Here is a 26185-nt window from a genome sequence, read left to right as displayed (position 1 = left end):
CTCGATCACGCCGTCACTCCGCTGCGTCGATATCCGCGCTGCGCGCCGGCTGCGCGTGCCCCGCGCCGTGCGCGGCACCGTCCGCCGCGAAGCGCGCCGGCAGCGATACGATCGTCTCGAACGCGCGATACGGCGCGCCGACGCGATCGTCGGTGAAGCGCAGCGCGATATCGCCGCCGTCGCGCTTCAGGAAATTGCGCACCGCGTCCATGCCGACGCCGCGCCCCGATACCTCGGTCACCGTCTGCGCGGTCGAGAAGCCCGGCCGGAAGATCAGCTCGGCGACGTCCTCGTCGGACAGCGCCGCTTCGTCGTCGGCATCGATCCAGCCGCGCTCGCGCGCGATGCCGCGAATCCGGTCGAGCGCGAGGCCGCGGCCGTCGTCGCCGAGCACGAACCACAGCTCGCCGCCGCCCACGCCGACCGCGATGTCGATCGTGCCGGACGCCGCCTTGCCGGCCGCGCGCCGCGCTTCCGACGATTCGATCCCGTGGTCGATCGCATTGCGCAGCAGGTGCATGAAGACGTTCTTCAGCGTCGCGACGATTTCGCTGCGCACGCGCTGGCCGTGGCTGTCGATATGCACGACGGGCGCCGGCTTGCCGAGCTCGGCCGCGAGCGACGGCAGCGACTCGATCACGCCGCCGAGCGCCTCGCCGATACCTTGCGTGCCGAGCTGGCTCAGCATGCGCCGCACCGCATCGCGCGCCGCGTGCCAGTCGGACGCGTTCGCCGGATCGGCGCCGTCGAGCACCCGCAGGCTCTCGCTGATGTGCGCGCGCTCGACCATCAGGAAATCGGCGCCATTCTGCGCCGGCTCGCCGCTGCGGCCGAGCGTGACCGCGTTGATCGTCGCGTAGTGCTCGACGGCTTCGCGCACGCGCGCCAGGTCGTCCATCAGCGCGTCGCGGTTCCACTCGGGGCCGCTGTCCGCGCGGCGCAGCGATTCGTATGCCTGCTCCGCTTCGTGGACGATGTTCGTCAGATGCTGCAGGCTGTAGGTGCGCGCATTGCCCTTGATCGTGTGCATGTTGCGGAACAGCGCCGCGACGATCGAGTGATCGACGCGCTCGTGCTGGCGGATCATCCGCTCGTTCTCGCTGAGGAAGCCCTTCGCGCTGTGCACGAAGTCGTGGAACTTGTCCTGGCTGATCGACAAAATCTCGCCGATCATCTCGAGGCGCCGCTGCTGCTCGCCGGCCTGCGCGGTCAGCTCGCGGATCTCGGTCACGTCGCGCACGCACAGCATCAGCCGCACCACCGTGTCGGTCTCGTCGGTGATCGCCGACCAGCTCAGGTCGAGCCATTTCTCGCGGCCGTCCGGCATCCGCTTCGCGACTTCGTTGACGAGCAGGTGCTCGTTGAACTCGAAATTCATGCTGTCTTCGCCGAGGCACGCATGCACGGCCGCATCGACCTGCGAGCGCGCGTCGGCGCCGATCGTCGAATCGTCGAACACGAGCGCCATCAGGTCGCGGCCGGCGATGTCGTTGGTCTCGAAGATGGTTTCGAGGTACGCCGAATACTCCGCATGCACGACGCCGCCGTCGACGACGGTCAGGATGCCCTGCTGCATGTTCTGCAGCATCGCCTGGATGTCGGCCGTCTTCTGCTTCAGTTGCGCGGCGTTCTCCTGGATCTTCTCGATCATCCCGTTGAACGCGACGATCGAATGGCCGATTTCGTCCATCCGGCCCACCGGCACACGGCGCGTGAAATCCTGGCTCGCCGCGATCTCGCTCATCGCCGTCTGCATCCCGATCAGCGGGCGCGTGATCTGGCGATACAGCACGAAGCCGAGCGCGGTCAGCAGCACGATCACCGTGCCGGCGACGCCCGCGATCGCGGTCGCCGTGGTGGCGAGCATCCCGTTCAGCGCGCCGATCGCGTCGTCCTTCTGGCGGTTCTTCTCGACGCGCAGCGTGTCGACGATGCTTTCGAGTTCGTCGCGATACTGCGCGACGTTCGCGAACAGGTAGGCCTGCGCCATCTCGGCCTTGCCATCCGTCTTCATCTTCACGGTGTCGTCGATCGCCGCGAAATAGTTCGCGGCGCTGTCCTTCGCCTGCGCGACGAGGCCTTCCTGCGCGCGGCCGACCGCCGATTTCGCCTGCGCGTCGAGTGCGGCGCGCAGGGCGGCCTGCTTCGCCTTCAGCTCGTCGCGCGCCTGCGCGGCGGTGTTCGCGTCGGGCGCATAGACGAGCGTCATCGTCGCGATCTGGATGTTCTTCACATCGGCGACGAGATCCGCCGACGCGAGCGCACTCGGCACGATTCCCTGGGTGACCTGACGCACCTCGGATGCGCTCTTGCGTGTCTGGTACACGGCATAGATGCCGATCGCGGACAGCGCGAAGAACGTCAGGACGACTAGCAGCGTAATGCGATGACGGATGGTCATGAGTACAGCTCCCCGCAGCGATCCGGCTTCGATCGCCCTTTGGTCTATTGAAAGAATGTGAGCGCCGAATTATCGGGGATGGTGTATGACTGTCCGATGACCGAAAATCAATCGTTCATTGAGGAAATTGAAATGAATAATTGCGCGGGGAAAAGGCTAAAGTTTTTGGCGGGTTTGCCGTTAACTTTACGCCGCCATACGCAGCGCGGCTGCGGCTGCGCTCGGCGCGTCGCTGGAATAGCGGATATTCATTGTTTTATTCATGATCCGCAAAATCCGTTTTATTGAGTGCCCGGCAAAACGTTTGCGCATTATCGACGGGCCGGTTTGTTTTGGTATTTTTTATAGTCGCGATCGGCGATTCGCTCCCGAAACCAACCCTGCCCCGATTCGTTCCCATCAGGAAACAATCAATCCCGCGCCGGCGATTCCCCTCCCGATCCGCCCGCTCTAGACTGTCGCATCGTTCCCCTTTCGGACCCATGCGATGACCGACGCCCTGCCGCTGACCACCGATCCCGATTCCGGCCTTCAATACCGGTTGCGTCCGGCCACCGGCCGCGCCGCCGCCCGCCTGTTGCTGCTGCACGGCGTCGGCGGCAACGAAACCAACCTGCTGAACGTGGCCGACGCGATCGATCCGCGCATCGAGATTGCGTACCTGCGCGGCCCGCTCACGTTCGGGCCCAATCAGCATGCCTGGTTTCCGGTGCGTTTCGGCCCGAACGGCCCTGAAATCGACGCGGCGCGGGCCGACGAGAGCCGCGTGCAACTGATCACGCTGTTGCACGCACTCCGCGCGCGGGATGGCGCAACCCCCGCGTTGCCGACCGTGATCGCGGGCTTCAGCCAGGGCGGCATCATGAGCGCGAGCGTCGGCCTCACGTCGCCGGGCGACGTGAGCGCGTTCGCCGTGCTGTGCGGGCGCATCCTGCCGGAGATCGATCCGCTGATTGCGTCGCGGGACGCACTGAGCGCGCTCCATGCGCTGATCGTGCATGGTCGCTTCGACGACAAGCTGCCCGTCTCATGGGCGGACAAGGCCGACGCGAAACTCGCGGCGCTCGGCGTCGCGCACGACACGCGGCTGTATGCGGCCGGCCACGAGTTGACCGCGGAGATGGCCGGCGATTTCGGCCGATGGGTCGGTGAGCGCGCCGGGTTGGATCGGTCGGCGAGCTCGCCGGGTTGAACGGAACTTGAACCAAACGCACCGGGGGCGCCGGCCCGCAAACGGACCGGCGCCCCCGGTGCATGGCATTACGCATTACGCGTTCTGCGCAGGCTCGGCAACGGCCCGCGCGGATGCGGGCATCGCCGCCGCCCGCTCGCGCTCGGCGCCGCGCTTCGCCAGCTTCCAGCCGATCACCAGCGCGAGCACGACGACCGGAATCATCGCGACGGTCCACGTGCCGCCCGGGTAGTCGAACGCCATCAGCACCAGCACGCTGACCAGGAACCCGAGCGTGAGCCACGACGTGAACGGCGCGCCGGGCATCCGGAACGACACCGGGCTCAGCTCGCCGCGATCGACCGCGCGGCGGAACAGGATCTGGCACATCACGATGAAGCCCCAGGTCGTGATGATCCCGAGCGACGCCATGTTCAGCACGATCTCGAACGCCTGCGCCGGCACGATGTAGTTCAGCGGCACGCCGATCGCATTGACCGCGACCGTGACGAGAATTCCGCCATAGGGCACACCGCGCGCGTTCATCCGCGACACGAAGCGCGGCGCCGAGCCGCCCATCGCGAGCGAGCGCAGCACGCGCCCGGTCGAATAGAGGCCGGAATTCAGGCTCGACAGCGCGGCGGTCAGCACCACGACGTTCATCACCGTGCCGACGTACGGCACGCCGAGCTTGCTGAAGAACGTCACGAACGGGCTTTCGTGCGCGCTGTACGCGGTCCACGGCAGCAGCATCGTCAGCAGCACGACCGAGCCGACGTAGAACAGCGCGATACGCCACATCACGCTGTTGATCGCCTTCGGCAACACCTTGCGCGCATCGGCGGTCTCACCCGCCGCGACGCCGACGAGCTCGATGCTCGCGTAGGCGAACACGACGCCCTGCACGATCAGCACGGCCGGCAGGATGCCGTGCGGGAAGATCCCGCCGTGATCCGCGACGAGATGCAGCCCCGGCATCTGGCCGGCGACCGGGTGCCCGCTCGCGAGAAAGACGGCGCCGACCGCGAGGAACAGCGCGAGCGTCCCCACCTTGACGATCGAGAACCAGAACTCCATCTCGCCGAATACCTTCACGCCGATCATGTTCATCACCGACACGATCCCGAGCGCGCCGAGCGCGAACACCCATTGCGGCACGTCGGTGAACATGGCCCAGTACTTCATGTAGATCGCGACCGCGGTGATGTCGACGATGCCGGTCGTCGCCCAGTTCAGGTAGTACATCCAGCCCGCGACGAACGACGCGCGCTCGCCCATGAACTCCCGTGCGTAGGACACGAAGCTGCCGCTGGTCGGCCGGTGCATCACGAGCTCGCCGAGCGCGCGCATGATCAGGAACGCGAACACGCCGCACACGAGATACACGAGCGCCAGCGCGGGCCCCGCGCTCTGCAGGCGGCCGCCCGCGCCGAGGAAGAGGCCGGTGCCGATCGCACCGCCCATCGCGATCATCTGCACGTGGCGCGGCTTCAGCTTCTGCTCATAGCCGGCCTCGTGCGACGCGAACATCGCATCGCGGTCGGCATGACGGGGATCCGCGCCGCCGGCCGTATCGGCCGGGCGCTCGCTGGCGTGCTTCATGGTGTGTCTCCGTTTCTTGATGTAGCGCGCCCGTCGACGGGCGCTGCGGGGAACGGCCGCGTGCGGGCCGCCGGCGGCATGCGCCGGCGCCGCGCGGCCGGAATCAGTACGCGCGCGGCCGGATCAGCGCTTCGGGCTGCAGCGCCTCGTCCAGTTGCGCGTCGGTCATCAGCTGGTGAGCCAGCACGACTTCGCGGATCGACTTGCCGCTCTCGTGCGCTTCGGCGGCCACGGCGGTCGCGCGCTTGTAGCCGATGTACGGATTCAGCGCGGTGGCGAGCGCGACCGAGCGCTCCATCGTTTCTCGCAGCCGCTCGGGATTCGCGGTGATGCCGCTCACGCATCGCTGCGCGAGCGTCGTGCAAGCGGCCGTCAGGTGGCTGAAGCTGCGGAACAGCGCGCTCGCGATCACCGGTTCGAACGCGTTGAGCTGAAGCTGGCCGGCCTCGGCCGCGAAGGTGATGGTCAGGTCGTTGCCGAACACCTCGAACGCGACCTGGTTGACGACTTCCGGGATCACCGGATTCACCTTGCCGGGCATGATCGACGAGCCGGCCTGCACGGGCGGCAGGTTGATCTCGCCGAAGCCCGCGCGCGGGCCGCTCGACAGCAGCCGCAGGTCGTTGCAGATCTTCGACAGCTTGACGGCGATCCGCTTGAGCACGCCCGATACCTGGACGAACGCGCCGCAATCCTGGGTCGCCTCGATCAGGTTCGGCGCGGTGCTCAGGTCGAGCCCGGTGATGCGGCGCAGCGCGGCCAGCGCCTTCTCCGCGTACTGCGGATGCGCGGTGATGCCCGTGCCGATCGCGGTCGCGCCGAGGTTGATCTCGCGAATCAGCCAGCCGGCCTCCTGCAGCCGCGCGATGTCTTCCGTCAGCATCACCGCGTAGGTCGAGAATTCCTGGCCGAGCGTCATCGGCACCGCGTCCTGCAACTGCGTGCGGCCGAGCTTCAGCAAGCCGGCGAACGCGTCGGCCCGCTCCGCGAATGCATCGCGCAGCCGCGCCATCGCTTCGAGCAGGTGCTCGACCGCGAAGCACGTGGCGATCCGGATCGCGGTCGGATAGACGTCGTTGGTGCTCTGCGCGAGATTGACGTGCTCGTTCGGATGCAGGTATTCGTACTGCCCGCGCGCGTGCCCCATGATTTCGAGCGCGCGGTTGCAGATCACCTCGTTCGCGTTCATGTTGGTCGACGTGCCGGCGCCGCCCTGGATGACGTCGACGACGAACTGGTCGTGCAGCCGCCCTTCGCGGATCTCGACGCACGCGGCGGCGATCGCATCGCGATACGGCCGCGGCAGCAGCCCTAGTTCGCAATTGGCATCGGCCGCCGCTTCCTTCACGGACGCGAGCGCCATCACGAGGTACGGCAGCGACGCAATGGTGCGGCCCGAAATGTCGAAATTCTCTTTCGCGCGCAGCGTATGGACGCCGTAATAGGCGGCATCCGGAATACTTCGTTTGCCTAAAAGATCCGCTTCGACGCGGAAGCCGTTCTCGGTCATCGTCCCCTCCTGGATGTCTCGTGCCGCTCGTCGTTCGCCGCTTGCCGAACGCGACGGGTTCGCATTCTATGCCTTTGCAAAAACAAGCCCCCTTCTGTATTATCGAAAGCGGTTTTGCGTGGGACGCAACAGCGAGAATCGAATGAAAAAAGGCGCGAGAGAAACCGGCATCGATCATCTGGGCGCGATGCGCGCGTTCGTGCGGGTGGTCGAAACGGGGAGTTTTTCGGCGGTCGCGAAGGAGATGCACGTGTCGACGTCGACCGTCGCGCGCAAGGTGACGGCGATCGAGGAGGCGCTCGGCGTCGCGCTGCTGCACCGCTCGACGCACAGCGTGACGCTCACCGAAGCCGGCCATATCTATCTGGAGCGCGCGGTCACGCTGATCGCCGATCTCGACGACACGCTGCGCGTCGTCGCCGAGCTGAATGCGCAGCCGAGCGGCCCGCTGAAGCTCACCGCGCCGGTCGCGTTCGGCCGCCGTCATCTCGCGCCGCTGGTCGCACCGTTTCTGGCACGCTATCCGACGATCCAGCTCGACGTGCGGCTCACCGACAACCATAACGATCTCGTGGCCGGCGGCTTCGACCTCGACATCCACGAAGGCGAGAACTACCTGGACAATCTGGTCGTCCACCGGCTGTCGCGCAACGACAGCATCCTGTGCGCGACGCCCGGCTATCTCGACCGCTGCGGGCGCCCGGCAACGCCGGACGACCTGACGCACCACAACTGCCTGCGCTACGTGCACCCGGAAGGCGATCCGCGCTGGGCGCTCGTGAACGGCGACACGCAGCACAGCGTGCTGCCGGCCGGCAATCTCGTCACCGACCATTCGGAGCTGCTGCTCGAAGCGACCTGCGCGGGGCTCGGCATCGCGGAATTCGAAATCTGGCTCGTGCGCGACCTGCTCGCGAGCGGCCAGCTCGAAGCCGTGCTGCCGCGCTACCGGCTGCAGAACCGGCTGACCGGCGAATTCATCTACATCGCGTATCTGGCGAACCGGCGCAGCTCGGCGAAGCTGCGCGTGCTGAAGGATTTTCTCGCGGAACACCTCGCGCAGATCGGCGAGCTGTCGGATCGGGAGCTGGCGAAGATTCGCGACGCACGCGCGTAGCACGCGCCGATGCGAGGCCCGGATCGCGGGCCGGCGGCATCGGCGCGGTGACGGCGCGGTAACGGCGTTCAGGCCGCCTGCAACTCGAACGGGAACGTCGCGTGCCCGAACTCGACGCCCTGCGTGTTGAGCATCCGCGGCCGGTGGAAGCCGGCCAGTTGCGCGCGCTGCTCGGCCGTGCCGATCTGCAGCCGCTCGAGGATTTCGCTGACGACCATATAGAGCACGTCGAGATTGCCGTCCTCGATCTTCACCGAGATGCCGAGTGCGCCGTCCGCGCCGAGTTGTCGCGTGCGCTCCGACGCGCGCACGCCGATCCCGTAGCACGCATCCGCGCCGATCTTGCCGACCACCTGCCCGCCGAACGCGTTCATCAGCACCGTGCAATAGCGCCCTTCGCCTGCGACCAGCTCCGGATAGGCGGTCATCGCCCGGTGAATGCGCGCCAGTGCGCGCACGCGATCGGTGAGCGCGCCGCCGGCTTCCACCGCATCCGCGCCGTCGGCCAGCGACGCGTACAGGCGCGCCAGCCGATCCAGCGAGAACGCCGGCGTCGGCAGATTGCAGCCGTCGATGCCCCAGTCGACCTCGTCGTCGCGCAGGCCGCACGCGTCGGCCACCACCTGCTTCACGCGCACCTGCATCGGATGGTCGGGCAGATGGTAATCGGCGATCGCGGCGCCGATCGCCTGCGCGCCCGCCAGCATCCCGACATGCTTGCCCGAACAGTTGCTGCATACGCCGGTCGGCGTGTAGTCGCGCTTGATCCACGACCGGTACACCGCGTCGGACAGCGGCGGATGGCCGCCGCAGCGCAGATCCGATTCGTGCGCGGCGACCTTCGCGAGCATCGCGCGCGTGCGTTCGATGTGACGATCCTCGCTACTGTGCGACGCGCACATCAGCGCGATGTCCGCGTCGTCGAAGCCGAAGCGTTCCGGCGCGCCCGTCTCGATCACCGACAGCGCCTGGGCCGGCTTGGCCGCCGACCGCGCGAGCGTCATCCGGAACGGATCGCCGAACCGGGCCAGCAGCCGGCCGCGTGCATCGACGACCGCCACATGGGCGACGTGCGTGTTCTCGATCGCATTGCCACGGTACGTGACGACCGCTGCGCGTGGGGTGTCCATCCTCTTCTGTCTCCTTGCTCGGGGGCCTGATGCCGGGGCCCGTCCAACCGGTACGGCAGTGTAGCGAGTCGTCGCCGCCGCGCGTCGGCCTTGCCGTGGAAAGTGGTGTTGCACGCGACGCAAAGGCAGCCGCCCCCAACGAAAGACTGACCGATTTAGTACAAAAACCATTCAATCGTTTACATATTTGATACCAATCCGTAGAATTGCGGCCGCAAACGCGAATCATACGCATTTACATTGACATTTTCCGATGTGCCGGGCGTGCTCCTCCGGCATCGAGAAAACGCGCCCGATCACCGAACCTTCCGCTGCTTCCCGATATGCCTGCCCAGTTCAAGACGAGGCCTCGCCCCCTCGTATCGGCACTGACCTGCTCCGTTTTCCTGACGCCGCTGCTCGCCTCCGCCGAAACCGCTCCCGCCTCCGCTTCCGTTTCTGCCGCCGACGTGCCCGCGACGCTGCCGACCATCGCCGTGCAGTCGTCCGCGCTGTCGGACATGCAGGTGAAGCGCTCGCCGTCGTACAAGTTCACCGCGCCGCTGCTCGATACGCCGCGCTCGGTCACGGTGATTCCCGAGCAACTGATCAAGGAAAAGAACGTCACGTCGTTCGCGGACGCGCTGCGCTCGGTGCCGGGCATCACGTTCCTCGGCGGCGATGCGGCCGCGAACCCGTCGGCCGACCGTCCGGTGATCCGCGGCTTCGAATCGCGCAACTCGATCTTCGTCGACGGCATGCGCGACTCCGGCTTGCAGAACCGCGAGACGTTCGCGGTCGAGCAGATCAGCGTGATCAAGGGCCCCGATTCGGTCTACGCGGGCCGCGGCTCGGTGGGCGGCAGCATCGACATCGTCACGAAGACGCCGCAGAACGACAACTTCATCAACAGCAGCATCGGCTTCGGCACCGACGGCTACAAGCGCGCGACGGTCGACGCGAACCGCAAGATCAGCGACACGACGGCCGTGCGGCTGAACGTGATGGGCCACGACGCGAACCAGGCCGGCCGCAACGACGTGTACAACAAGCGCTGGGGCGTCGCGCCGTCGATCGTGTTCGGGCTGAACACGCCGACCACGGTCACGGTCAGCTACTACCACATGAACTCGTACGACATGCCGGACTTCAGCGTGCCGTTCCGCGCGTCGGGCGGCACGCCGGTGCCGACCGATCGCGGGCAGTTCTTCGGGCTGAACACGCGCGACTATCGCTACGGGCAGACCGACACCGGCGAAATTCGCGTCGAGCACAAGATCAATGACGACTGGAAGCTGAGGAACACGACGATGTTCGGCCGCTCGACGCTCGATTACGTCGCGACGAACCCGCAGATCCTCGCGTCGAACCCGGCCATGCTCGGGCTGCAGGCGAAGAGCGGCAAGTACGCGCTCAACGGCTTCTCGAACCAGACGGAAGTCACCGGCAGCGCGAGCCTGTTCGGGATGAAGCACACGATGACGGCCGGCGTCGAGTTCAGCCACGAGCAGGCGCGCTACGAGGGCTATCTCGTGTCGGATTCGGCCGGCAACAACATCCGCTCGAACAGCCCGTGCGCGGTGGCCGGCAACTGCACGCCGCTCGCCGGCGGCTGGAACCCGAACCGGCCGTGGACCGGCAGCATCGTGCTGAACGGCGACAAGGGCTTCCCCGGCCCGACGACGAACACGCGCACCGACACCGTATCCGCGTACCTCTTCGACACGGTGAAGCTGTCCGAGCGCTGGCAGTTCAACACGGGGCTGCGCTTCGACCGCTACGACACGACCGGCAAGCAGGCCGGCGTCGCCGACCTGTCGAACACGTCGAACCTGTTCAGCTATCAGTTCGGCCTCGTGTTCAAGCCGGTGACCAACGTGAGCCTGTATGCGTCGTACGGCACGTCGTCGAACCCGCCGGGCTCGAACGGCGGCCTCGGCGGCGGCACCGACCAGATCACCGCGACCAACCAGGACCTCGCACCCGAACGCGCGCGCAACATCGAGATCGGCGCGAAGTGGGACGTGCTGCAGGATCAGCTGTCGCTGACGTCGGCGCTGTTCCAGACCGAAAAGACCAACGCGCGCGTCAGCGACGGCCTCGGTCACACGGTCAACGCGGGCAAGCAGCGCGTGCGCGGTTTCGAATTCGGCTTCGCGGGCAACCTGACGCAGAAGTGGCACGTGTTCGGCGGCTATTCGTACCTGAACGCGATCACGACCGACGCGGGCCCCGGCAGCCCGGGCGCATCGGGCTTGCCGATGGTGATGGTGCCGAAGCACAACTTCACGCTGTGGACGAGCTACGACGTGATGCCGAAGCTCACGCTCGGCGCGGGCGCGACGGTGATGAGCCAGACCTATGCGTCGGTATCGTCGACCGTGAAGAAGTGGACGCCCGGCTATGCGCGTTTCGACGCGGCCGCGACGTGGCGCGTGAACAAGACGATGGACGTTCAACTGAACGTGCAGAACCTGTTCGACAAGCAGTATTACGCGAGCGCGTACCCGATCTACGCAACGTGGGCGCCGGGCCGCTCGGCAATGGTCACGCTCAACTTCTATCAGTAACGCCGCCGGCGACGGGAGGGCGCGACGCGCCCTTCCCCGCCGCGTTCACCACGGCAGCGAATACGTCTTCACGTTCGTGAAGCTCTTCATCGCCTCCTGCACGCCCTCCTTGTACCCGAGCCCCGAATCCTTCACGCCGCCGAACGGCGTCAGTTCGAGTCGATAGCCGGGCACCTCGCGCACGTTCACGCTGCCGACTTCCAGCTCGGTGATGAAGCGCGTGATGTGGTCGAAGCGGTTCGTGCACACCGACGACGACAGCGCGTAGTCGGTGCTGTTCGACATCCGGATCGCTTCGTCGATGTCGCGAAAGCGCATGATCGGCGATACCGGCCCGAAGGTTTCATGCTTCACCAGCGGCATGTCGGGCGTCACGCGATCGACGACGGTCGGCGAATACAGCGCGCCGTCACGCACGTTGCCGACCAGCAGCCGCGCCCCGCGCGCCATCGCATCATTTACCTGCTGCTCGCAGAACTTCGCGGCCGCTTCGTCGATCACCGTGCCCATGTCGACCGACGGATCGGACGGATTGCCGTACGACCAAGCTCGCGTCTTCTCGACGACCAGCGCCGTGAAGCGATCGGCCACCGACTCGTGCACGAGCATCCGCTTGATCGCCGTGCAGCGCTGCCCCGAATTCTTGTACGAGCCCGACACCGCGAGCGTACTCGCTTCGTCGAGATCGGCGTCTTCCATCACGATGATCGGATCGTTGCCGCCGAGTTCGAGCACCGCGCGCCGGTAGCCCATCCGCGCGGCGATCGACTTGCCGATCGACACGCCGCCGGTGAACGTGATCATGTCGATCGCCGGGTTCGTGATCAGCTCGTCGGCGATTTCCTTCGGGTCGCCGGTGATCACCTGCAGCATCTGCGGCGGCAAGCCGGCTTCGTACAGGATGTCCGCGAACAGGTAGCACGACAGCGGCACCTTCTCCGACGGCTTCACGACGATCCGGTTGTTGGTCGCCACCGACGGCACGATCTTGTGCGCAACCTGGTTCATCGGGTGATTGAACGGCGTGATCGCCGAAATCACGCCGAGCAGCGGGTCGCGCTGCGTGTACACGCGGCGCTTCTTGCCGTGCGGCGTCAGATCGCACGAGAAGATCTGCCCGTCGTCCTTCAGCACTTCGCCCGCGCCGAACGTCAGCACGTCGGCCACGCGGCCCGCTTCGTACGTCGAATCCTTGATGCACAACCCGGCCTCGGCCGTGATCAGCGCCGCGATCTCCGCGGTGCGCGCACGCACGATGTCGGCCGCGCGGCGCAGGATCGCCGCGCGATCGTGGCGCGTGAGCGTCGGCCGGTACGCGCGTGCGACCGCGAACGCGCGGCGCACGTCGTCGAGCGTCGCCTTCGGCACGGTGCCGACCAGCGCACCGTCGTACGGGTTGCGCACGTCGATGACGGCGTCGCGCCACACGCGCTGCCCGTCGAGTCGCAACGCTTCGTGCCGCACGCCGGATGCGGGCATCGGCTTCAGGACCGTGCTCATGTCGTCTCCGTTCTTGTGTTGCGCGATCGTGGCCACGCTGTCGGGCTAGCGCACCACGACCAGCCCTTCGTATTCGAGGCAGCGGCACAGCGTCGCCCACGCCGGCGAATCGGGCCATTCGCGCGCGGCGGTATCGATGCGGATCGGCCGCCCGAATTCGCGCGACGCGCACGCCAGCAGCGTGTGCGCGATGCCGCTGCGCCGGTAGGCCGGTTCGACGTACAGCCGCGCGAGCGACGGCGTGCGCACGGCGTCGCCATCGTCGTCGATGCCGAGTTCGCCGATCGCCTCGTCGTCGCGATACGCGACCGCCGTCACGCGCGCGTCGTTGAACACGATGCGGATCACGCGTGCGTAGCGATCCCTGAACACGACGACGTGCATGGCCCCTCCGGTGACGATGCCGGCGCACGCGACGCGCGCACGCCTCCCTGCGCCCGCGTACCGGGGAGTTATCCGGATCGTGTGGGCGCGACGAGTTGAGTATCGTCTTGCCACGTCCGCGCGCAGTAGTGCCAGACGCCATCTTTCATTGAGTCCACATCCGCGGCGCGACGCGCGTATTCTCGCCACACCGCGCCCTCGCGGGCCTGCGCATCCGCCGCGCGTGCCGCCTCGCGTTTCCCGTACCGATCACAGGAGGAAGCATGCCGAGTCGTCCCCCGACCGCCTTATGGGCGCAGCAGTTCCGGCGGTCGTCGGCGTCGAGCCTGCAGGACCAGATCCGGCGCATGCTGGTGGCCGCGATCCTCGACGGCCAGCTCGCGCCCGATGCCGCGCTGCCGTCGAGCCGCGAGCTCGCCGACCAGCTCGGCGTCGCGCGCAACACCGTCGTGCTCGCGTACCAGATGCTCGTCGAAGAGGGCTACCTGATCTCGCGCGAACGCAGCGGGCACTTCGTGAACCCGAAGATGCTCGAAGGCGTGCCCGGCTTCGCGGCCGCCAGGCCCGCTGCGAAACCGGAGGCCGGCGGCGACAGCCCGGGCCGCCCCGCGTGGGAGCAACGCATCGCGCATCCGCCGTCGAGGCAGCGCAACATCGTGAAGCCCGCGAACTGGCAGCACTACGAATATCCGTTCATCTACGGGCAGTTCGACCAGTCGCTGTTTCCGACCAACGACTGGCGCGAATGCTGCCTGAAGGCGCTGTCGGTAATGGAGATCCGCAACTGGGCGCCCGACCTGATCGAGCGCGACGACGAATCGCTGATCCAGCAGATCCGCACGCGCGTGCTGCCGCGGCGCGGCGTGTTCGCGATGCCCGACGAGATCGTCGTCACGAACGGCTGCCAGCAGGCGCTGTACCTGATCGCGGACCTGCTGTGCGGCAAGCACACGACGGTCGGCTTCGAGAATCCCGGCTATCCGGACGCGCGCAACATCTTCGAGAACCGCAACGCGCGGCTGCTGCCGCTGCCCGTCGACGGCCACGGGATCGCGCCCGATGCGCTCGGCGACACGCTGTCGCGCTGCGACTACGTGTACGTGACGCCGAGCCACCAATGCCCGACCACCGCGACGATGCCGGTCGAGCGGCGCCGCGCGCTGCTCGATTGCGCGCGGCAGCACGATTTCGTGATCATCGAGGACGACTACGAGAGCGAGAACACGTTCTCCGGCACGCCGCATCCGGCGTTGAAGAGCCTCGATACGGCCGACCGCGTGATCTACGTCGGCAGCCTGTCGAAGACGTTCGCGCCGGGCCTGCGGCTCGGCTACGTGGTCGGGCCGCGCGAGCTGATCCGGGAATTGCGTGCGCTGCGGCGGCTGATGGTGCGCCACCCGGTCGCGTACATCCAGCGCGCATTCGCGACCTTCCTCGCGCTCGGCCATCACGACGCGTTGCTGCGCCGGCTCGCGCATGCGTACAGCGAACGCTCGCTGGCGCTGATGGCCGCGCTCGATGCGCATCTGCCGGAAGCGCGCCATGTGCGCGTGACGGGCGGTGCGTCGTGCTGGGTCGAGGGGCCGCCGTGGCTCGATGCGGCGCGTCTCGCGGTGGACGCGCAGGAAGCCGGGATTCTGATCGAACCCGGCAGCGTGTTCTTCATGAACGACGACAGCAACGCGCGCCGCTGCTTCCGGATGGGGTTTTCCGCGATTCCGCTCGAACGGATCGAGCCGGGGGTGCGGGCGCTCGCGCAGTGTGTGCGGGTGCAGAAGCCGGCGAGTTGATCGGATACGAGGTCGCCGACCTTCGGTTTCGGATGGTTCGGGCGGCTGCTGAAATGAATCGTCACGAACCCGCCGTCCGTGGCGCGTGCAGCCGTGCGTTGCAGCCGGAACTGCGCGTAAGCCCACACTAGTGTTACGACGGGAGGTGGATTGAGGTACGCGCGTCGCGTCAGGCGTCAGCGCGACGCCAGCAGCGGTAGATGCTATCGATATTCATCGATCTCGATCACTGCCCCGACTGTTTCAATGAGCTGGCGGGTAGCATCCGACACGTGAGGTACACGATCACCCTTCTCGTTGTCCCAGTAGCAGAAGAACCTCATACGCGCACCGGCCTGCTCGATACGCTCGAGGAGACCTTCACGCGGCAACGAGAGTCGGTCGATCAGGTAGCGAAGGTGCGGCTCCAATCGATCGCTTTGAACGGCGGCCTTGCTTTCCAGCGCCCACAGATTGAGCTTTCCGGGCCGCGAACTCAGGCGCCCGGACGGCAGCAGATAGGGCTTTCCTTTCGTGATCGTCCGACTCGGGAAGATGCCGAAGAAAGCGGTCCACGTGTCCGGGTGTGCGTCCTCCGATGAAATGATGAACGTCGCGTGCGCAAGTGCGCTATCGGTGGGCGTAGGGGACTCAGGGTGCATAGTCGTGGATGTTATCAATAATCACGCCTTTGAACTCGACGTCGCCGCTGTCGTGAAAGATAACGTTGTCGGCAGGTCCTAAGCCGTTTGTTGGCTTCAAGATATGCAGCATCTGCCCGAACGTCTTGCGATCGTAGCCGAGCATCTTTGCCGCAAAGTTCGGATTGCTGGTCGCGGCAGCAAGCGATTCAACGCTGTCGCCAATTGTGCCTGCGGCGTAGTCGAACGACTGCGCATCTCCCAACAATGACGAGGCACCGCCCGTGAAGCCGGCTGTGCCGCCCGCGCCACTCCCGCTGATAACGCTTTCCAAGTAACCCAACAGCGAGTCGCCGGACACGCCGCTAGGCGTCGCCCAACTCGGTAGGGGTTTGTCGGCCGGCAGCGAAGTCATGCCCGGCACGCCGGCACGCCTGCTGACTCGCGGGAAAGGCCGGGTTGACGGCTGGCCGCCACCGCCACCGCCACCGCCGCCTACTTTGCGATCAATTTCGACCGCCACGCGACCGGTTTCTATGGCGGATTTTAGCGCGTCGAGCGGTGTGCCCTGGAGCACATCCAGGCCGAGTTGCCGCATGTACGTCAATGCGTTCGTAGTGAGGCCCGCATATCTCGGCCAGTGCAGCATCAATTCCGAAACAGCGCCGCGTTGTCCCGTCGATTGGTTTGCACCGATAGAACCTGTGGCGCGAGTCAACGTCGCGCGTTTTCCTGAACCTAAATCGAGCGTTACTGAGGTCATCCCGCATGCTCCGCTTTTTTAGATTAATCTGCATTGCAAAGCGGGATAACACAATAGAGCCGTTGACCACCCTCCCCGGCACGCGATGGTTTTGTGGCATTCACCTGCGGCAATCCGTTATACGCCTGGACCGCATGCGTGCCGGTCAATGGATGGCGTGCCGCTAGCGAAGCAGCGCCAATCAGCAAGCGCGTGTCGCCAAGGCGCTAGCCGTTTACTCGAGAGCCACGACCATTCCACGGAAACTGGAATACACCAGGCAGCAGGACTTTTTATTCATCGTTCTCTGTGGCGATTTTGGTCGATGAACGCCACCATGAGATCACATGAAAAATTAAAACAATTGTTAAATATAGGCAATGCCAAAATAAAATTATATTTAGAACTTATCCGATTGATTTCCCAACAGCAATTTAATAACCACCCCGATCTCAATCAAACCTGATTCCCCGTCAGTGATTTCTCGAGACCATTCAGACCCGCATCCTTGATCCAATGTCGAGTCGTCCGGCACGGCGCGAGAAAGGACCGAAGACGAGTCGAACCACCGCCCCCCTGGCCCAACCGAATCCCCCCCACTGGCGCTACCGCCAAAAACGAGCGCTCACTAACGTGTCGATACCGCGTGCCGCATGCGCGCCAGCGCCTTGCGCACCGCCCATCATTCGACAGGAGACACGTTATGTCCGACACGCTTACCGCCCCCGTCACGGCCGCCACGCTCGCGGCATTTTCCGACGCCTTCAACCGGCATGACGCCCACGCGCTGATGGGCTTCATGACCGAGGACTGCGTGTTCGACGCGGCCGGCGGGCCCGACATTCACGGCACGCGCTTCGTCGGCCGCGACGCGGTACGCGCCGCGTTCGAAGCCGTGTTCAAGACCTTCCCGGATGCGCACTGGGGCCACGGCAGCCACACCGTCACCGGCGAGCACGGCCTATCCGAATGGGTGTTCACCGGCACGCACGCGGAAGGCTGGCGCATCGAGGCCGAAGGCTGCGACCTGTTCGAATTCCGCGACGGGCTGATCGCCGTCAAGCGCGCATTCCGCAAGGAACGGCCGAAGCAGCCGGCCTGAGCGCGCCCCGTCGCGTGCGTTCGAGCCAAGCAGCCCGAACGCGCATTTTGAAACGAATCATTTCATTTCATTCCACATTCCCCGCCAGCGGACGGAATGACTTGACCGGTTTTTCCCAGCCAATAGCATCTGGAACAAGACGTTCCGTTAATTGAACAATCGGAGACAACCCATGAGCGAACAATCCCCTTCCCTGCGTGCATCGACCGGCGGCCCGCAGGACATGACTCCGTCCGAAGCCTTCGTCGAGACCCTCGCGGCCAACGGCGTGACCGACATGTTCGGCATCATGGGCTCCGCGTTCATGGACGCGATGGACATCTTCGCGCCGGCCGGCATCCGGCTGATCCCGGTCGTGCACGAACAGGGCGCGGGCCACATGGCCGACGGCTATGCACGCGTGTCGGGCCGCCACGGCGTCGTGATCGGCCAGAACGGCCCCGGCATCAGCAATTGCGTGACCGCGATCGCGGCCGCGTACTGGGCTCACAGCCCGGTCGTGATCGTCACGCCGGAAGCCGGCACGATGGGCATCGGTCTCGGCGGCTTCCAGGAAGCGAACCAGTTGCCGATGTTCCAGGAATTCACGAAGTACCAGGGCCACGTCACGCACCCGGCGCGGATGGCCGAATTCACCGCGCGCTGCTTCGACCGCGCACAGGCCGAGATGGGCCCGACACAGCTGAACATTCCGCGCGACTACTTCTACGGCAAGGTCAAGGTCGAGATTCCGCAACCGCGCCGGCTCGATCGCGGCCCCGGCGGCGAACAGAGCCTGAACGACGCGGCCGATCTGATCGCGCAGGCGAAATTCCCGGTGATCATCTCGGGCGGCGGCGTCGTGATGGCCGATGCGATCGACGAATGCAAGGCGCTCGCCGAACGGCTCGGCGCACCGGTCGTCAACAGCTACCTGCACAACGACTCGTTCCCGGCGAACCACCCGCTGTGGTGCGGCCCGCTCGGCTACCAGGGCTCGAAGGCGGCGATGAAGCTGCTGTCGCGCGCGGACGTCGTGATCGCGCTCGGCTCGCGCCTCGGGCCGTTCGGCACGCTGCCGCAGCACGGGATGGACTACTGGCCGAAGGACGCGAAGATCATCCAGATCGACGCCGACCACAAGATGCTCGGCCTCGTGAAGAAGATCTCGGTCGGCATCTGCGGCGACTCGAAGGCGGCCGCCGTCGCGCTCACGCAGCGCCTCTACGGCCGCACGCTCGCATGCGACGGCTCGCGCGGCGAGCGCGCCGACCAGATCGCGACCGAGAAGGCCGCGTGGGAAAAGGAACTCGACGACTGGACGCACGAGCGCGACGCATACAGCCTCGACATGATCGAGGAGCAGAAGCACGAAAAGACCTTCAACGGCGGACGCTACCTGCATCCGCGCCAGGTGCTGCGCGAGCTCGAAAAGGCGATGCCCGAGGACGTGATGGTGTCGACCGACATCGGCAACATCAACTCGGTCGCGAACAGCTACCTGCGCTTCAACAAGCCGCGCAGCTTCTTCGCGGCGATGAGCTGGGGCAACTGCGGCTACGCGTTCCCGACGATCATCGGCGCGAAGGTCGCCGCACCGCACCGCCCGGCCGTGTCGTATGCGGGCGATGGCGCGTGGGGCATGAGCCTGATGGAAACGATGACCTGCGTGCGCCACGACATCCCGGTGACGGCCGTCGTGTTCCACAACCGTCAATGGGGCGCGGAGAAGAAGAACCAGGTCGACTTCTACAACCGCCGCTTCGTTGCGGGCGAGCTCGACAACCAGAGCTTCGCGGCGATCGCCCGCGCGATGGGCGCGGAAGGGATCACGGTCGACCGTCTCGAGGAGGTCGGCCCGGCGCTCAAGCGCGCGATCGACCTGCAGATGAACGAAGGCAAGACGACGATCATCGAGATCATGTGCACGCGCGAACTCGGCGATCCGTTCCGCCGCGACGCACTGTCGAAGCCGGTTCGCATGCTCGACAAGTACAAGGACTACGTGTGATGCCGCGTCGCTGACGCACCCGCCTCCGGCCGCGCCCTCCCCGCACGGCCGGAACCCGGCCGGACGCCGTGCCCCGTGCGGGCCGCCGCATCCGGCCTTTTTTACTTCGAATTCCCGATGAAAGCCCTCGACCGCATTCTCGAATCCGCGCGCCGCCAGCCGATGCGCATCGCGCTGTGCGAAGCCGACGACCCGCGCGTGCTGCACGCCGCCGCCCGCGCGACGCGCGACGGCATCGCCCGCATCGTGCTCGTCGGCGACCGCGCGGCCATCCACGCGGCGGCCGCGCGCGACGCGCTCGACCTCGACGGCATGGCGCTCGTCGATCCGGCCACCGCCCCGCAACGCGACGCGTATGCCGACGCCCTGCATGCGCTGCGCCAGGCCAAGGGCATGACGGCCGACGCCGCGCGCGACGCGGTGCTCGACCCGCTCTGCCATGCGAACCTGATGGTGCGGCTCGGCGATGCGGACGGCTCGGTCGCGGGCGCCGTGCATGCGACGGCCGACGTCGTGCGCGCGGCGATCCAGCTGATCGGCGTCGATCCGGCATTCCGGATCGTGTCGAGCTTCTTCCTGATGATGCTGTGCGAGCCGTTCCATACGATCAAGGGCGGGCTGATCTTCTCCGACTGCGCGCTCGTGGTCGATCCGGATGCCGGCCAGCTCGCCGAGATCGCGATGGCCGCCGCCGACAGCGCGCACGCGCTGCTCGGCGAGGAACCGCGCGTCGCGATGCTGTCGTTCTCGACGAGCGGCAGCGCGCACCATGCGGCGGTCGACAAGGTGACGGCCGCGACTGCGCACGTGCGCGAGTTGCGCCCGGCGCTCGCGATCGACGGCGACGTGCAGCTCGACGCGGCGATCGTCGCGGAAATCGCCGAGCGCAAGATCGCGCATTCGCAGGTCGGCGGCCACGCGAACGTGCTCGTGTTCCCGAGCCTCGAAGCCGGCAACATCGGCTACAAGCTCGCCGAGCGGATCGGCCGCGCGAAGGCCGTCGGCCCGCTGCTGCAGGGCTTGCGCCGGCCCGCGAACGACCTGTCGCGCGGCTGCAGCGCCGACGACGTGTATCACGTGATCGCGGCAACCACCGTGCAGGCGCAGGCGGCCGCGCAACGGGCCGCAACCGGCGAGGCCGCGCACGCATGACAGCCGACAAACTGGCGATCCTGATCGCGGTGATCGGCGCCGGCAGCTATTTCCAGACGGTCACGGGCTTCGGGCTCGGGATGATCGTGATGGGCGCGACGAGCGGCTTCGGGCTCGCGCCGCTCGCCACCGTCGCGACGCTGATGAGCGTCGTGTCGCTCGCAAACGGTGCGACCGCGCTGCCGGGCCGGCTGCATCACATCGACTGGCGTGCGGTCGGCGCGGCAACGCTCGGCATCCTGCCGTCAGTTGTCGCGGGCGTGGTACTGCTCGAATGCCTGAGCCGCTCGGCGGCCGACCTGCTGCAACTGATCCTCGGCGCGGTCGTGCTGTACGGCGGCCTGAGCGCGGCGCTGCGCCCGACGCCGCTGACGGCACGCTCGGACAACCGCAGCTTCTTCGTCAGCGGCCTCTTCGGCGGGTTGCTGAGCGGGATGTTCGGCGTGTCGGGGCCGCCGTTGATCTTCCAGTTCTACCGGCAGCCGCTGACGCTCGTGCAGATTCGCTGCGCACTGATCGTGCTGTTCACGACCACGTCGGCCACGCGCGTGCTGTACAGCGCCTGCGAAGGCCAGCTCGATCGCGACATCTGGCTGCTGGCCGCGCTCGCGACGCCGGTCGTGATGCTGACGACGGTCGCCGGCCGACACTACCCGCCGCCGCTGTCGCCGGTCGCGCTGCGCCGGCTCGCGTTCGGCGTGCTGATGGCGATCGGCGTCGGGCTGATCGCGACGTCGCTGCCGCCGCTGCTGCATCGCGGCTGATTCCCTGTCGTTCCCCGTCGATTTCACCGCCGCGCGCCGATCCAGCCGGCGATTTCGACGAGCCGCTTCATGTCGGGCGCCGATGCCAGGTCGATCGCAAGCCGGTGCCGGTAGTACGGGCCGAGATCTAGCCCGACGCCGAGTCCGAGCACGTCGATGCGGCCGGCCGCCTGCTGGCGCGCGACCACCTGCTTCAGATGGTTGTCGAGGTAAAACGGATCGTTCGCGAGCGCCGTCGCACCGTCCATCGGGCTGCCGTCCGAGATCACGACGAGGATCTTTCTCGCCTCCGGCCGCGCCGCGAGCCGCGCGCACGCCCATTCGACCGCTTCGCCGTCGATCCCTTCGCGGAACAGGTCGGCCTTGAACAGCGCGGCAATGCCGGCACGCGCGTGCCGCCAGCGCGTATCGGCGTCCTTGAACACCAGGTGGCCGGCTTCGTTGAGGCGTCCCGGATGGCGCGGCTTGCCGCGCGCGAGCCAGTCCTGACGCGCGCGGCCGCCGTTCCATGCGAGCGTCGTGAAACCCAGCACCTCGGTCGCGAGGCCCGCGGCGTCGCCCGCGCGCGCCAGCGTGTCGACCATCAGCGCGACGCCGTCGATCCACGCCTTCATCGAGCCCGAGCAGTCGATCAGGAACGCGAGCGCGCAATCGGCCTGCGGCCGCACGCGTTCGAGCCGGAACAAGCGCCGTTCGGCCGGCGAGCTGACCAGCTGCGCGAGCCGGCGGCCGTCGAGGCGGCCGTGTTCCTCGCCGAACGACCAGCCGTCCGCCTGCGGAACGACGAGCGCCGCGCGCAGCACGCGCGCGAGCCGCGTGACGTTGATCCGCTGCGCGGCCACCTGCGCGTCGAGCCGGTCGCGATACTCGCGCAGCAAGGCCGCGCGGATCTGCGCAGCCGGCTCGAATTCGCGGTCGTAGCGCGTCGTGTACGACCGATACGTGGCGCCGCCGCCTTGCAACACGGCACTGTCGCCGGTCTCCACGAGCGCCGGCAGGTCGATGCCCGTCTCGTCGAAATCGACCCACAGCGAGAAGTTCGTCAGCGCGTCGTCCTGCTCGCGCGCGTCTTGCGTCTCGGTTTCGACGACGGTCGCGCGCGCGTCGCGGATCATCGACGCAATGCGTCGCGCCAGCGCCAGTGCATGGTCGGCGAACGCGCGCTGGTCGTGCCGGCAGCGGCGCAGCCCCGCGAGCGCCCCGCCGATCTCCGGCACGAGCGCCGCGCGCGACGCTTCGATCAGGTCTTCCGTTTCCTCGAGCACGGGCCATCCGGTCAGCCGCGACCATGCGATCTGCGCGACCGTGTAGACCAGGATTCCGACATGCGTATCGGCTTGCCCCGACCGGTGAAACGCGCGCGACCAGGTTTCGAAACGATGGCGCAGGTTCTGCACGACACCGCGCATCGCCGGCGACGCCAGCGATTCGCAGCGCAGTTGCTCGAGCATCTCGAACAGCACGCGTTCGACCGGATCGTCGCCGGACAGCGCGCGATGCAGGTCGGCATCGGAGTGCAGGATGCGCAATGCCGCGCCGTCGGTCGCGCCGCGCCACGACGCGAGATCGTCGTCTGCAGCCTGCGCGCGCAGATGCGGCGCATGGATCGGCAGCGGCCGCAGGTCGCGGCATACGCGGCCCGCACGGTAATGCAGCGCCGCATCGCGCGTCAGCGCCCGCACGGTCGACGCGCCCAGCGCTTCGCGCGCGGCAGCACGGCGCGCCGCGTCGCGATCGGTACTCACCGTCCCGCTCCCGGCTCGCCGCCGCCGGCGCGCGACGCGACCGCCAGTTCCTCGCCGAAGCAGCGCTGGTAATACTCGGCGACGACCGGCCGCTCGGCGTCGTCGCACTTGTTCAGGAACGTCAGCCGGAACGCAAGCGCCGGATCGCGGAAGATCTGGCAGTTCTCGGCCCAGTCGATCACCGTGCGCGGCGACATCAGCGTCGACAAATCGCCAATCGCGAAACCGTTGCGCGTCAGCTCGGCAAGACTCACCATCGATTCGAGCAGCGGGCGGCCGGCCTCGTCCGCGAGTGCCGGCACGCGTGCGCGCACGATGCCGATCTCCTCGTCGCGCGGCAGGTAGTCGAGCGTCGCGACCACGTTCCAGCGGTCCATCTGCGCGTGGTTGAGCATCTGCGTGCCGTGGTAGAGCCCGTTCAGGTTGCCGAGCCCGACCGTGTTCGCGGTCGCGAACAGCCGGAACGACGGATGCGGATGGATCACGCGGTTCTGGTCGAGCAGCGTGAACCTGCCGTCGCGCTCGAGGATCCGCTGGATCACGAACATCACGTCGGGCCGCCCCGCATCGTATTCGTCGAAGATCAGCGCGACCGGACGCTGCAGCGCCCACGGCACGATCCCTTCCTGGAATTCGGTCACCTGCACGTCGTCGCGCACGACGATCGCATCCTTGCCGACGAGGTCGAGCCGGCTGATGTGGCCGTCGAGGTTCACGCGCACGCACGGCCAGTTCAGCCGCGCCGCGACCTGCTCGATATGCGTCGACTTTCCGGTGCCGTGCATCCCCTGCACGAGCACGCGGCGGTTGCGCGCGAAGCCCGCGAGAATCGCGAGCGTGACGTCCGGGTTGAAGCGGTACGCGTCGTCGATATCGGGTACGTGATCGTCGCGCACGCTGAACGCGGGCACCATCAGGTCCGAATCGAAACCGAACCGTTCGCGAGCCGACACCATGCAGTCCGGCTTGTTCGTCACCCCATCCATCGCGTTGCGCTCCTGTCGTTGCCTGTTGCGCAGGCGTCGATGGCGCCTGCGTCGATCCTGTCGACGGAACGATTCGTTCCGCTGCCCAACATGCGTGCCGGGTTCCTATGGCACACCGCGCCGTGCGGCCGGCCTGCCGGACCGTTCGGTACAATGGCCGCAGTCCAGTTTCCGGAACGCCCGACATGCTGCCCGCGGATACGCCCACGCTGCGCGCCTTCGCGCTGCTCGAACATCTCGTCCAGGCCGGCGACGCCGTGTCGCTCGCCGATCTCGCGCGCGACGTCGATATCCCGAAGGCCTCGCTGCACCGGATGCTCGCGTCGCTCGAAGCCGGCGGGCTCGTGATTCGCGAGCCGGGCCGCAAGAACGCGTATGCGGTCGGCCCGCGCCTCGCGCGGCTCGGCACCGGCGTGATGCTGCACGCGGGCACGCGGCGGCTGCGCCATGCGATCCTCGAACGGCTCGTCGCCGACCTCGCCGAGACCTGCAACCTGACCGCCCTGCACGACACGGAAGTCGTCTATCTCGACCGCGTCGAGGCCGACTGGCCGCTGCGGCTCGACCTGAAACCCGGCTCGCGCGTGCCCGCCTACTGCAGCGCCAGCGGCAAGCTGCTGCTCGCGCTGCTGCCGCGCGACGAACGGGCGGCGCTGGTGCGCACGATGGCGCTGCCGCGCCATACGCCGAACACGATCTCCGACCCCGAACTGCTCGAAGCCGAACTCGACCGCACCGCGCACAAGGGCATCGCGATCGACAACGAGGAATTCGTCGCGGGGATCGCCTGCATCGCGGCGCCGGTGCTCGACGCCGACGGCGCATGCATCGCCGCGGTCGCCGTCCATGCGCCGGTGTCGCGCGCGCCGCTGTCGCGGCTGCTCGACCACGTGCCGCGGCTGCAGGACGCGGCCCGCGCGCTCGCGCAAACGTTCTAGTGCCGCGCGGCGGCGCGCCTGCCGCGTCATGACGCGCGCTGGTAGTAGATATTCTGCGGATGCCGCGCATCCGCGAAGAAGAACCAGCGCTCCGCGACCAGCCCCGCGTACTGGATCACGAACGCCGCGCCGATCGCGACGGCCGTCGCGATCGAGGTCGGCGCGAGCGCGCCGGCGCCGGTCAGCACGAACGGCACCGCGAATGCGCCGATCAGGAAGCCGGCCTTCACCGCGCGCAGCGTGCCGTTGCCCTGCCCGTGAAAGAACTCCTTCGTGTTGAACGCGCTGGCCGTGAAGCCGCGCGACTTCTGCTCGACCTTCGCATGGCGGATCCCCGTCGCGCTCTGCACGGTCGACTTCGGCCGCAGCCGTGCATTGCGTGCGAGCGACGCGAGCCGGGCCACGCCGCCCGCGAACGTCAGCACGCAGGCGGCCACTGCGAGCCGGCCGACCAGCGCCGGCGCGAGCCACGCGGCGCAGGCCGTCGCGAGCGTGCAGCCCGATGCGCAGCCGAGCAGCATGAAATTCACGAGCGTCAGCGGGCTCGCCCATTCCTGCAGGAAGCGCAGGCACGCGTAGATCATCGCGGTGCAGACGAACAGCGCGACGCTCGCGAGCGCGCCCGCCGCCCCGATCAGCAGCGTGCCGAGCCAGCCGAACAGATGCGCCGCGCCATACGCGAACGCGCATGCGAGAAACACCGGCAGCGCGATGCACTCGCGCGACAGCCACGACGTGCGCCACATCGCGATCGCGCGCCATGCGCGTTCCGGGTGGCCGAGATGGAAAAACGACGCGAACAGGCCGAGCACGCCGAGCGCGACCGACAATGCGGCGCCGGTCACGTAGAACGCGGCCGCCACGTCGACGCCGGCCAGCCGCGCCAGCGCCTCGACGATCACGAGCGTCAGCAGCAGGCCCTGTGCGGCGCCGCACAGCGTGGTGAGAAAAACGACCGAAAAGGCTGGGCGCATGGAAACTCCGTCAGTGTC

21 protein-coding genes are annotated in these 26185 nt (G+C 67.2%); 10 read left to right on the top strand and 11 right to left on the bottom strand.

Annotation, left to right across the window (positions count from 1 at the left end; genetic code table 11):
- Window positions 1-13: 13 nt before the first annotated feature.
- On the bottom strand, window positions 14-2401 hold the full coding sequence (locus tag HWW87_RS04125) for an MCP four helix bundle domain-containing protein (protein WP_175819351.1): 2388 nt from the start codon (window positions 2399-2401) through the stop codon (window positions 14-16).
- A 96-nt stretch (window positions 2402-2497) separates the two neighbouring features.
- Here HWW87_RS04125 and HWW87_RS04120 point away from each other — a divergent pair, with 96 nt between their 5' ends.
- Both HWW87_RS04120 and HWW87_RS04115 read left to right on the top strand, forming a co-directional pair.
- Window positions 2498-2689, top strand: a complete 192-nt coding sequence (locus HWW87_RS04120; protein ID WP_244107133.1) for a hypothetical protein — start codon at window positions 2498-2500, stop codon at window positions 2687-2689.
- 199 nt (window positions 2690-2888) lie between these two features.
- Window positions 2889-3593 carry a phospholipase gene (locus HWW87_RS04115; RefSeq protein ID WP_175819349.1) on the top strand — a complete coding sequence of 235 codons (705 nt, stop codon included), beginning with the start codon at window positions 2889-2891 and terminating at the stop codon, window positions 3591-3593.
- A gap of 75 nt (window positions 3594-3668) precedes the next feature.
- On the opposite strand, the gene HWW87_RS04110 is transcribed toward HWW87_RS04115, so the two are convergent.
- Both HWW87_RS04110 and aspA read right to left on the bottom strand, forming a co-directional pair.
- Entirely contained in the window at window positions 3669-5174 is a 1506-nt protein-coding gene (locus HWW87_RS04110) for an amino acid permease (protein WP_175819348.1), read from the bottom strand.
- A gap of 103 nt (window positions 5175-5277) precedes the next feature.
- Window positions 5278-6684: an aspartate ammonia-lyase gene (gene aspA, locus HWW87_RS04105; protein ID WP_174388491.1), complete on the bottom strand. Its 1407-nt coding sequence runs from the start codon at window positions 6682-6684 to the stop codon at window positions 5278-5280.
- Between the two features lie 142 nt (window positions 6685-6826).
- On the opposite strand from aspA, the gene HWW87_RS04100 reads away from it, so the two are divergent.
- A complete protein-coding gene (locus HWW87_RS04100; protein WP_175819347.1) occupies window positions 6827-7801 on the top strand; it encodes a LysR family transcriptional regulator in 975 nt (324 codons plus the stop codon).
- A 68-nt stretch (window positions 7802-7869) separates the two neighbouring features.
- Here the strand turns inward: HWW87_RS04100 and HWW87_RS04095 are convergent, their stop codons facing one another.
- The gene (locus HWW87_RS04095) at window positions 7870-8931 is read right to left on the bottom strand and encodes an asparaginase (protein ID WP_175819346.1); all 1062 of its coding nucleotides are present in this window, start codon (window positions 8929-8931) and stop codon (window positions 7870-7872) included.
- 323 nt (window positions 8932-9254) lie between these two features.
- Between HWW87_RS04095 and HWW87_RS04090 the strand changes: the two genes are divergently transcribed.
- Window positions 9255-11480, top strand: coding sequence for a TonB-dependent receptor (locus HWW87_RS04090; RefSeq protein ID WP_175819345.1), 2226 nt, complete (start codon window positions 9255-9257; stop codon window positions 11478-11480).
- Window positions 11481-11525: 45 nt separating this feature from the next.
- Here HWW87_RS04090 and phnY read toward each other — a convergent pair whose 3' ends face one another.
- Both phnY and HWW87_RS04080 read right to left on the bottom strand, forming a co-directional pair.
- On the bottom strand, window positions 11526-12980 hold the full coding sequence (phnY, locus tag HWW87_RS04085) for a phosphonoacetaldehyde dehydrogenase (protein WP_175819344.1): 1455 nt from the start codon (window positions 12978-12980) through the stop codon (window positions 11526-11528).
- Window positions 12981-13025: 45 nt separating this feature from the next.
- Window positions 13026-13364 (bottom strand): GNAT family N-acetyltransferase, encoded by a 339-nt coding sequence (locus HWW87_RS04080; protein ID WP_175819343.1) that lies wholly within the window; start codon window positions 13362-13364, stop codon window positions 13026-13028.
- Window positions 13365-13627: 263 nt separating this feature from the next.
- Between HWW87_RS04080 and HWW87_RS04075 the strand changes: the two genes are divergently transcribed.
- On the top strand, window positions 13628-15154 hold the full coding sequence (locus tag HWW87_RS04075; protein WP_175819342.1) for a PLP-dependent aminotransferase family protein: 1527 nt from the start codon (window positions 13628-13630) through the stop codon (window positions 15152-15154).
- 203 nt (window positions 15155-15357) lie between these two features.
- On the opposite strand, the gene HWW87_RS04070 is transcribed toward HWW87_RS04075, so the two are convergent.
- Together HWW87_RS04070 and HWW87_RS04065 are read right to left on the bottom strand one after the other, a co-directional pair.
- Window positions 15358-15795 carry a DUF4279 domain-containing protein gene (locus HWW87_RS04070; protein ID WP_175819341.1) on the bottom strand — a complete coding sequence of 146 codons (438 nt, stop codon included), beginning with the start codon at window positions 15793-15795 and terminating at the stop codon, window positions 15358-15360.
- Window positions 15785-16537, bottom strand: a complete 753-nt coding sequence (locus tag HWW87_RS04065; protein ID WP_175819340.1) for a hypothetical protein — start codon at window positions 16535-16537, stop codon at window positions 15785-15787. The genes HWW87_RS04070 and HWW87_RS04065 overlap by 11 nt, the downstream gene beginning before the upstream one ends.
- A 682-nt stretch (window positions 16538-17219) precedes the next feature.
- On the opposite strand from HWW87_RS04065, the gene HWW87_RS04060 reads away from it, so the two are divergent.
- From HWW87_RS04060 to HWW87_RS04045, 4 genes are all read left to right on the top strand, one after another.
- Complete coding sequence (locus HWW87_RS04060; protein ID WP_175819339.1) at window positions 17220-17618, top strand: nuclear transport factor 2 family protein; 399 nt, start codon at window positions 17220-17222, stop codon at window positions 17616-17618.
- A gap of 172 nt (window positions 17619-17790) precedes the next feature.
- A complete protein-coding gene (gene xsc / locus HWW87_RS04055; RefSeq protein ID WP_175819338.1) occupies window positions 17791-19608 on the top strand; it encodes a sulfoacetaldehyde acetyltransferase in 1818 nt (605 codons plus the stop codon).
- Window positions 19609-19725: 117 nt separating this feature from the next.
- Window positions 19726-20760, top strand: coding sequence for a phosphate acetyltransferase (gene pta / locus HWW87_RS04050; protein ID WP_175819337.1), 1035 nt, complete (start codon window positions 19726-19728; stop codon window positions 20758-20760).
- The gene (locus tag HWW87_RS04045) at window positions 20757-21524 is read left to right on the top strand and encodes a sulfite exporter TauE/SafE family protein (RefSeq protein ID WP_175819336.1); all 768 of its coding nucleotides are present in this window, start codon (window positions 20757-20759) and stop codon (window positions 21522-21524) included. Before pta ends, HWW87_RS04045 begins: the two co-directional genes overlap by 4 nt.
- Window positions 21525-21547: 23 nt before the next feature.
- Here HWW87_RS04045 and HWW87_RS04040 read toward each other — a convergent pair whose 3' ends face one another.
- Together HWW87_RS04040 and HWW87_RS04035 are read right to left on the bottom strand one after the other, a co-directional pair.
- The gene (locus tag HWW87_RS04040) at window positions 21548-23269 is read right to left on the bottom strand and encodes a cobalt chelatase (RefSeq protein ID WP_175819335.1); all 1722 of its coding nucleotides are present in this window, start codon (window positions 23267-23269) and stop codon (window positions 21548-21550) included.
- Window positions 23266-24255 carry an AAA family ATPase gene (locus HWW87_RS04035; protein ID WP_175819334.1) on the bottom strand — a complete coding sequence of 330 codons (990 nt, stop codon included), beginning with the start codon at window positions 24253-24255 and terminating at the stop codon, window positions 23266-23268. Before HWW87_RS04035 ends, HWW87_RS04040 begins: the two co-directional genes overlap by 4 nt.
- Window positions 24256-24440: 185 nt before the next feature.
- On the opposite strand from HWW87_RS04035, the gene HWW87_RS04030 reads away from it, so the two are divergent.
- Entirely contained in the window at window positions 24441-25193 is a 753-nt protein-coding gene (locus HWW87_RS04030; RefSeq protein WP_175819333.1) for an IclR family transcriptional regulator, read from the top strand.
- 26 nt (window positions 25194-25219) lie between these two features.
- Here the strand turns inward: HWW87_RS04030 and HWW87_RS04025 are convergent, their stop codons facing one another.
- On the bottom strand, window positions 25220-26167 hold the full coding sequence (locus HWW87_RS04025; RefSeq protein WP_175819332.1) for a DmsC/YnfH family molybdoenzyme membrane anchor subunit: 948 nt from the start codon (window positions 26165-26167) through the stop codon (window positions 25220-25222).
- Window positions 26168-26185 lie beyond the last annotated feature (18 nt).

Source organism: Burkholderia sp. BCC0419 (genome assembly GCF_902830285.1).
Lineage (GTDB): Bacteria > Pseudomonadota > Gammaproteobacteria > Burkholderiales > Burkholderiaceae > Burkholderia.
The sequence above is the reverse complement of the archived record's forward strand: the minus strand, read 5'-3'. Positions and strand labels throughout refer to the sequence as shown.

Excerpts from the sequence above, each read along its gene's own strand:
- aspA (WP_174388491.1), bottom strand. The coding sequence starts at position 6,684 with ATGACCGAGAACGGCTTCCGCGTCGAAGCGGATCTTTTAGGCAAACGA.
- HWW87_RS04080 (WP_175819343.1), bottom strand. The coding sequence starts at position 13,364 with ATGCACGTCGTCGTGTTCAGGGATCGCTACGCACGCGTGATCCGCATC.
- HWW87_RS04125 (WP_175819351.1), bottom strand. The coding sequence starts at position 2,401 with ATGACCATCCGTCATCGCATTACGCTGCTAGTCGTCCTGACGTTCTTC.
- HWW87_RS04100 (WP_175819347.1), top strand. The coding sequence starts at position 6,827 with ATGAAAAAAGGCGCGAGAGAAACCGGCATCGATCATCTGGGCGCGATG.
- HWW87_RS04035 (WP_175819334.1), bottom strand. The coding sequence starts at position 24,255 with ATGGATGGGGTGACGAACAAGCCGGACTGCATGGTGTCGGCTCGCGAA.
- HWW87_RS04095 (WP_175819346.1), bottom strand. The coding sequence starts at position 8,931 with ATGGACACCCCACGCGCAGCGGTCGTCACGTACCGTGGCAATGCGATC.
- HWW87_RS04075 (WP_175819342.1), top strand. The coding sequence starts at position 13,628 with ATGCCGAGTCGTCCCCCGACCGCCTTATGGGCGCAGCAGTTCCGGCGG.
- HWW87_RS04060 (WP_175819339.1), top strand. The coding sequence starts at position 17,220 with ATGTCCGACACGCTTACCGCCCCCGTCACGGCCGCCACGCTCGCGGCA.
- phnY (WP_175819344.1), bottom strand. The coding sequence starts at position 12,980 with ATGAGCACGGTCCTGAAGCCGATGCCCGCATCCGGCGTGCGGCACGAA.
- pta (WP_175819337.1), top strand. The coding sequence starts at position 19,726 with ATGAAAGCCCTCGACCGCATTCTCGAATCCGCGCGCCGCCAGCCGATG.
- HWW87_RS04030 (WP_175819333.1), top strand. The coding sequence starts at position 24,441 with ATGCTGCCCGCGGATACGCCCACGCTGCGCGCCTTCGCGCTGCTCGAA.
- HWW87_RS04110 (WP_175819348.1), bottom strand. The coding sequence starts at position 5,174 with ATGAAGCACGCCAGCGAGCGCCCGGCCGATACGGCCGGCGGCGCGGAT.
- HWW87_RS04090 (WP_175819345.1), top strand. The coding sequence starts at position 9,255 with ATGCCTGCCCAGTTCAAGACGAGGCCTCGCCCCCTCGTATCGGCACTG.
- HWW87_RS04070 (WP_175819341.1), bottom strand. The coding sequence starts at position 15,795 with ATGCACCCTGAGTCCCCTACGCCCACCGATAGCGCACTTGCGCACGCG.
- HWW87_RS04025 (WP_175819332.1), bottom strand. The coding sequence starts at position 26,167 with ATGCGCCCAGCCTTTTCGGTCGTTTTTCTCACCACGCTGTGCGGCGCC.
- HWW87_RS04115 (WP_175819349.1), top strand. The coding sequence starts at position 2,889 with ATGACCGACGCCCTGCCGCTGACCACCGATCCCGATTCCGGCCTTCAA.
- HWW87_RS04045 (WP_175819336.1), top strand. The coding sequence starts at position 20,757 with ATGACAGCCGACAAACTGGCGATCCTGATCGCGGTGATCGGCGCCGGC.
- HWW87_RS04120 (WP_244107133.1), top strand. The coding sequence starts at position 2,498 with ATGACCGAAAATCAATCGTTCATTGAGGAAATTGAAATGAATAATTGC.
- xsc (WP_175819338.1), top strand. The coding sequence starts at position 17,791 with ATGAGCGAACAATCCCCTTCCCTGCGTGCATCGACCGGCGGCCCGCAG.
- HWW87_RS04065 (WP_175819340.1), bottom strand. The coding sequence starts at position 16,537 with ATGACCTCAGTAACGCTCGATTTAGGTTCAGGAAAACGCGCGACGTTG.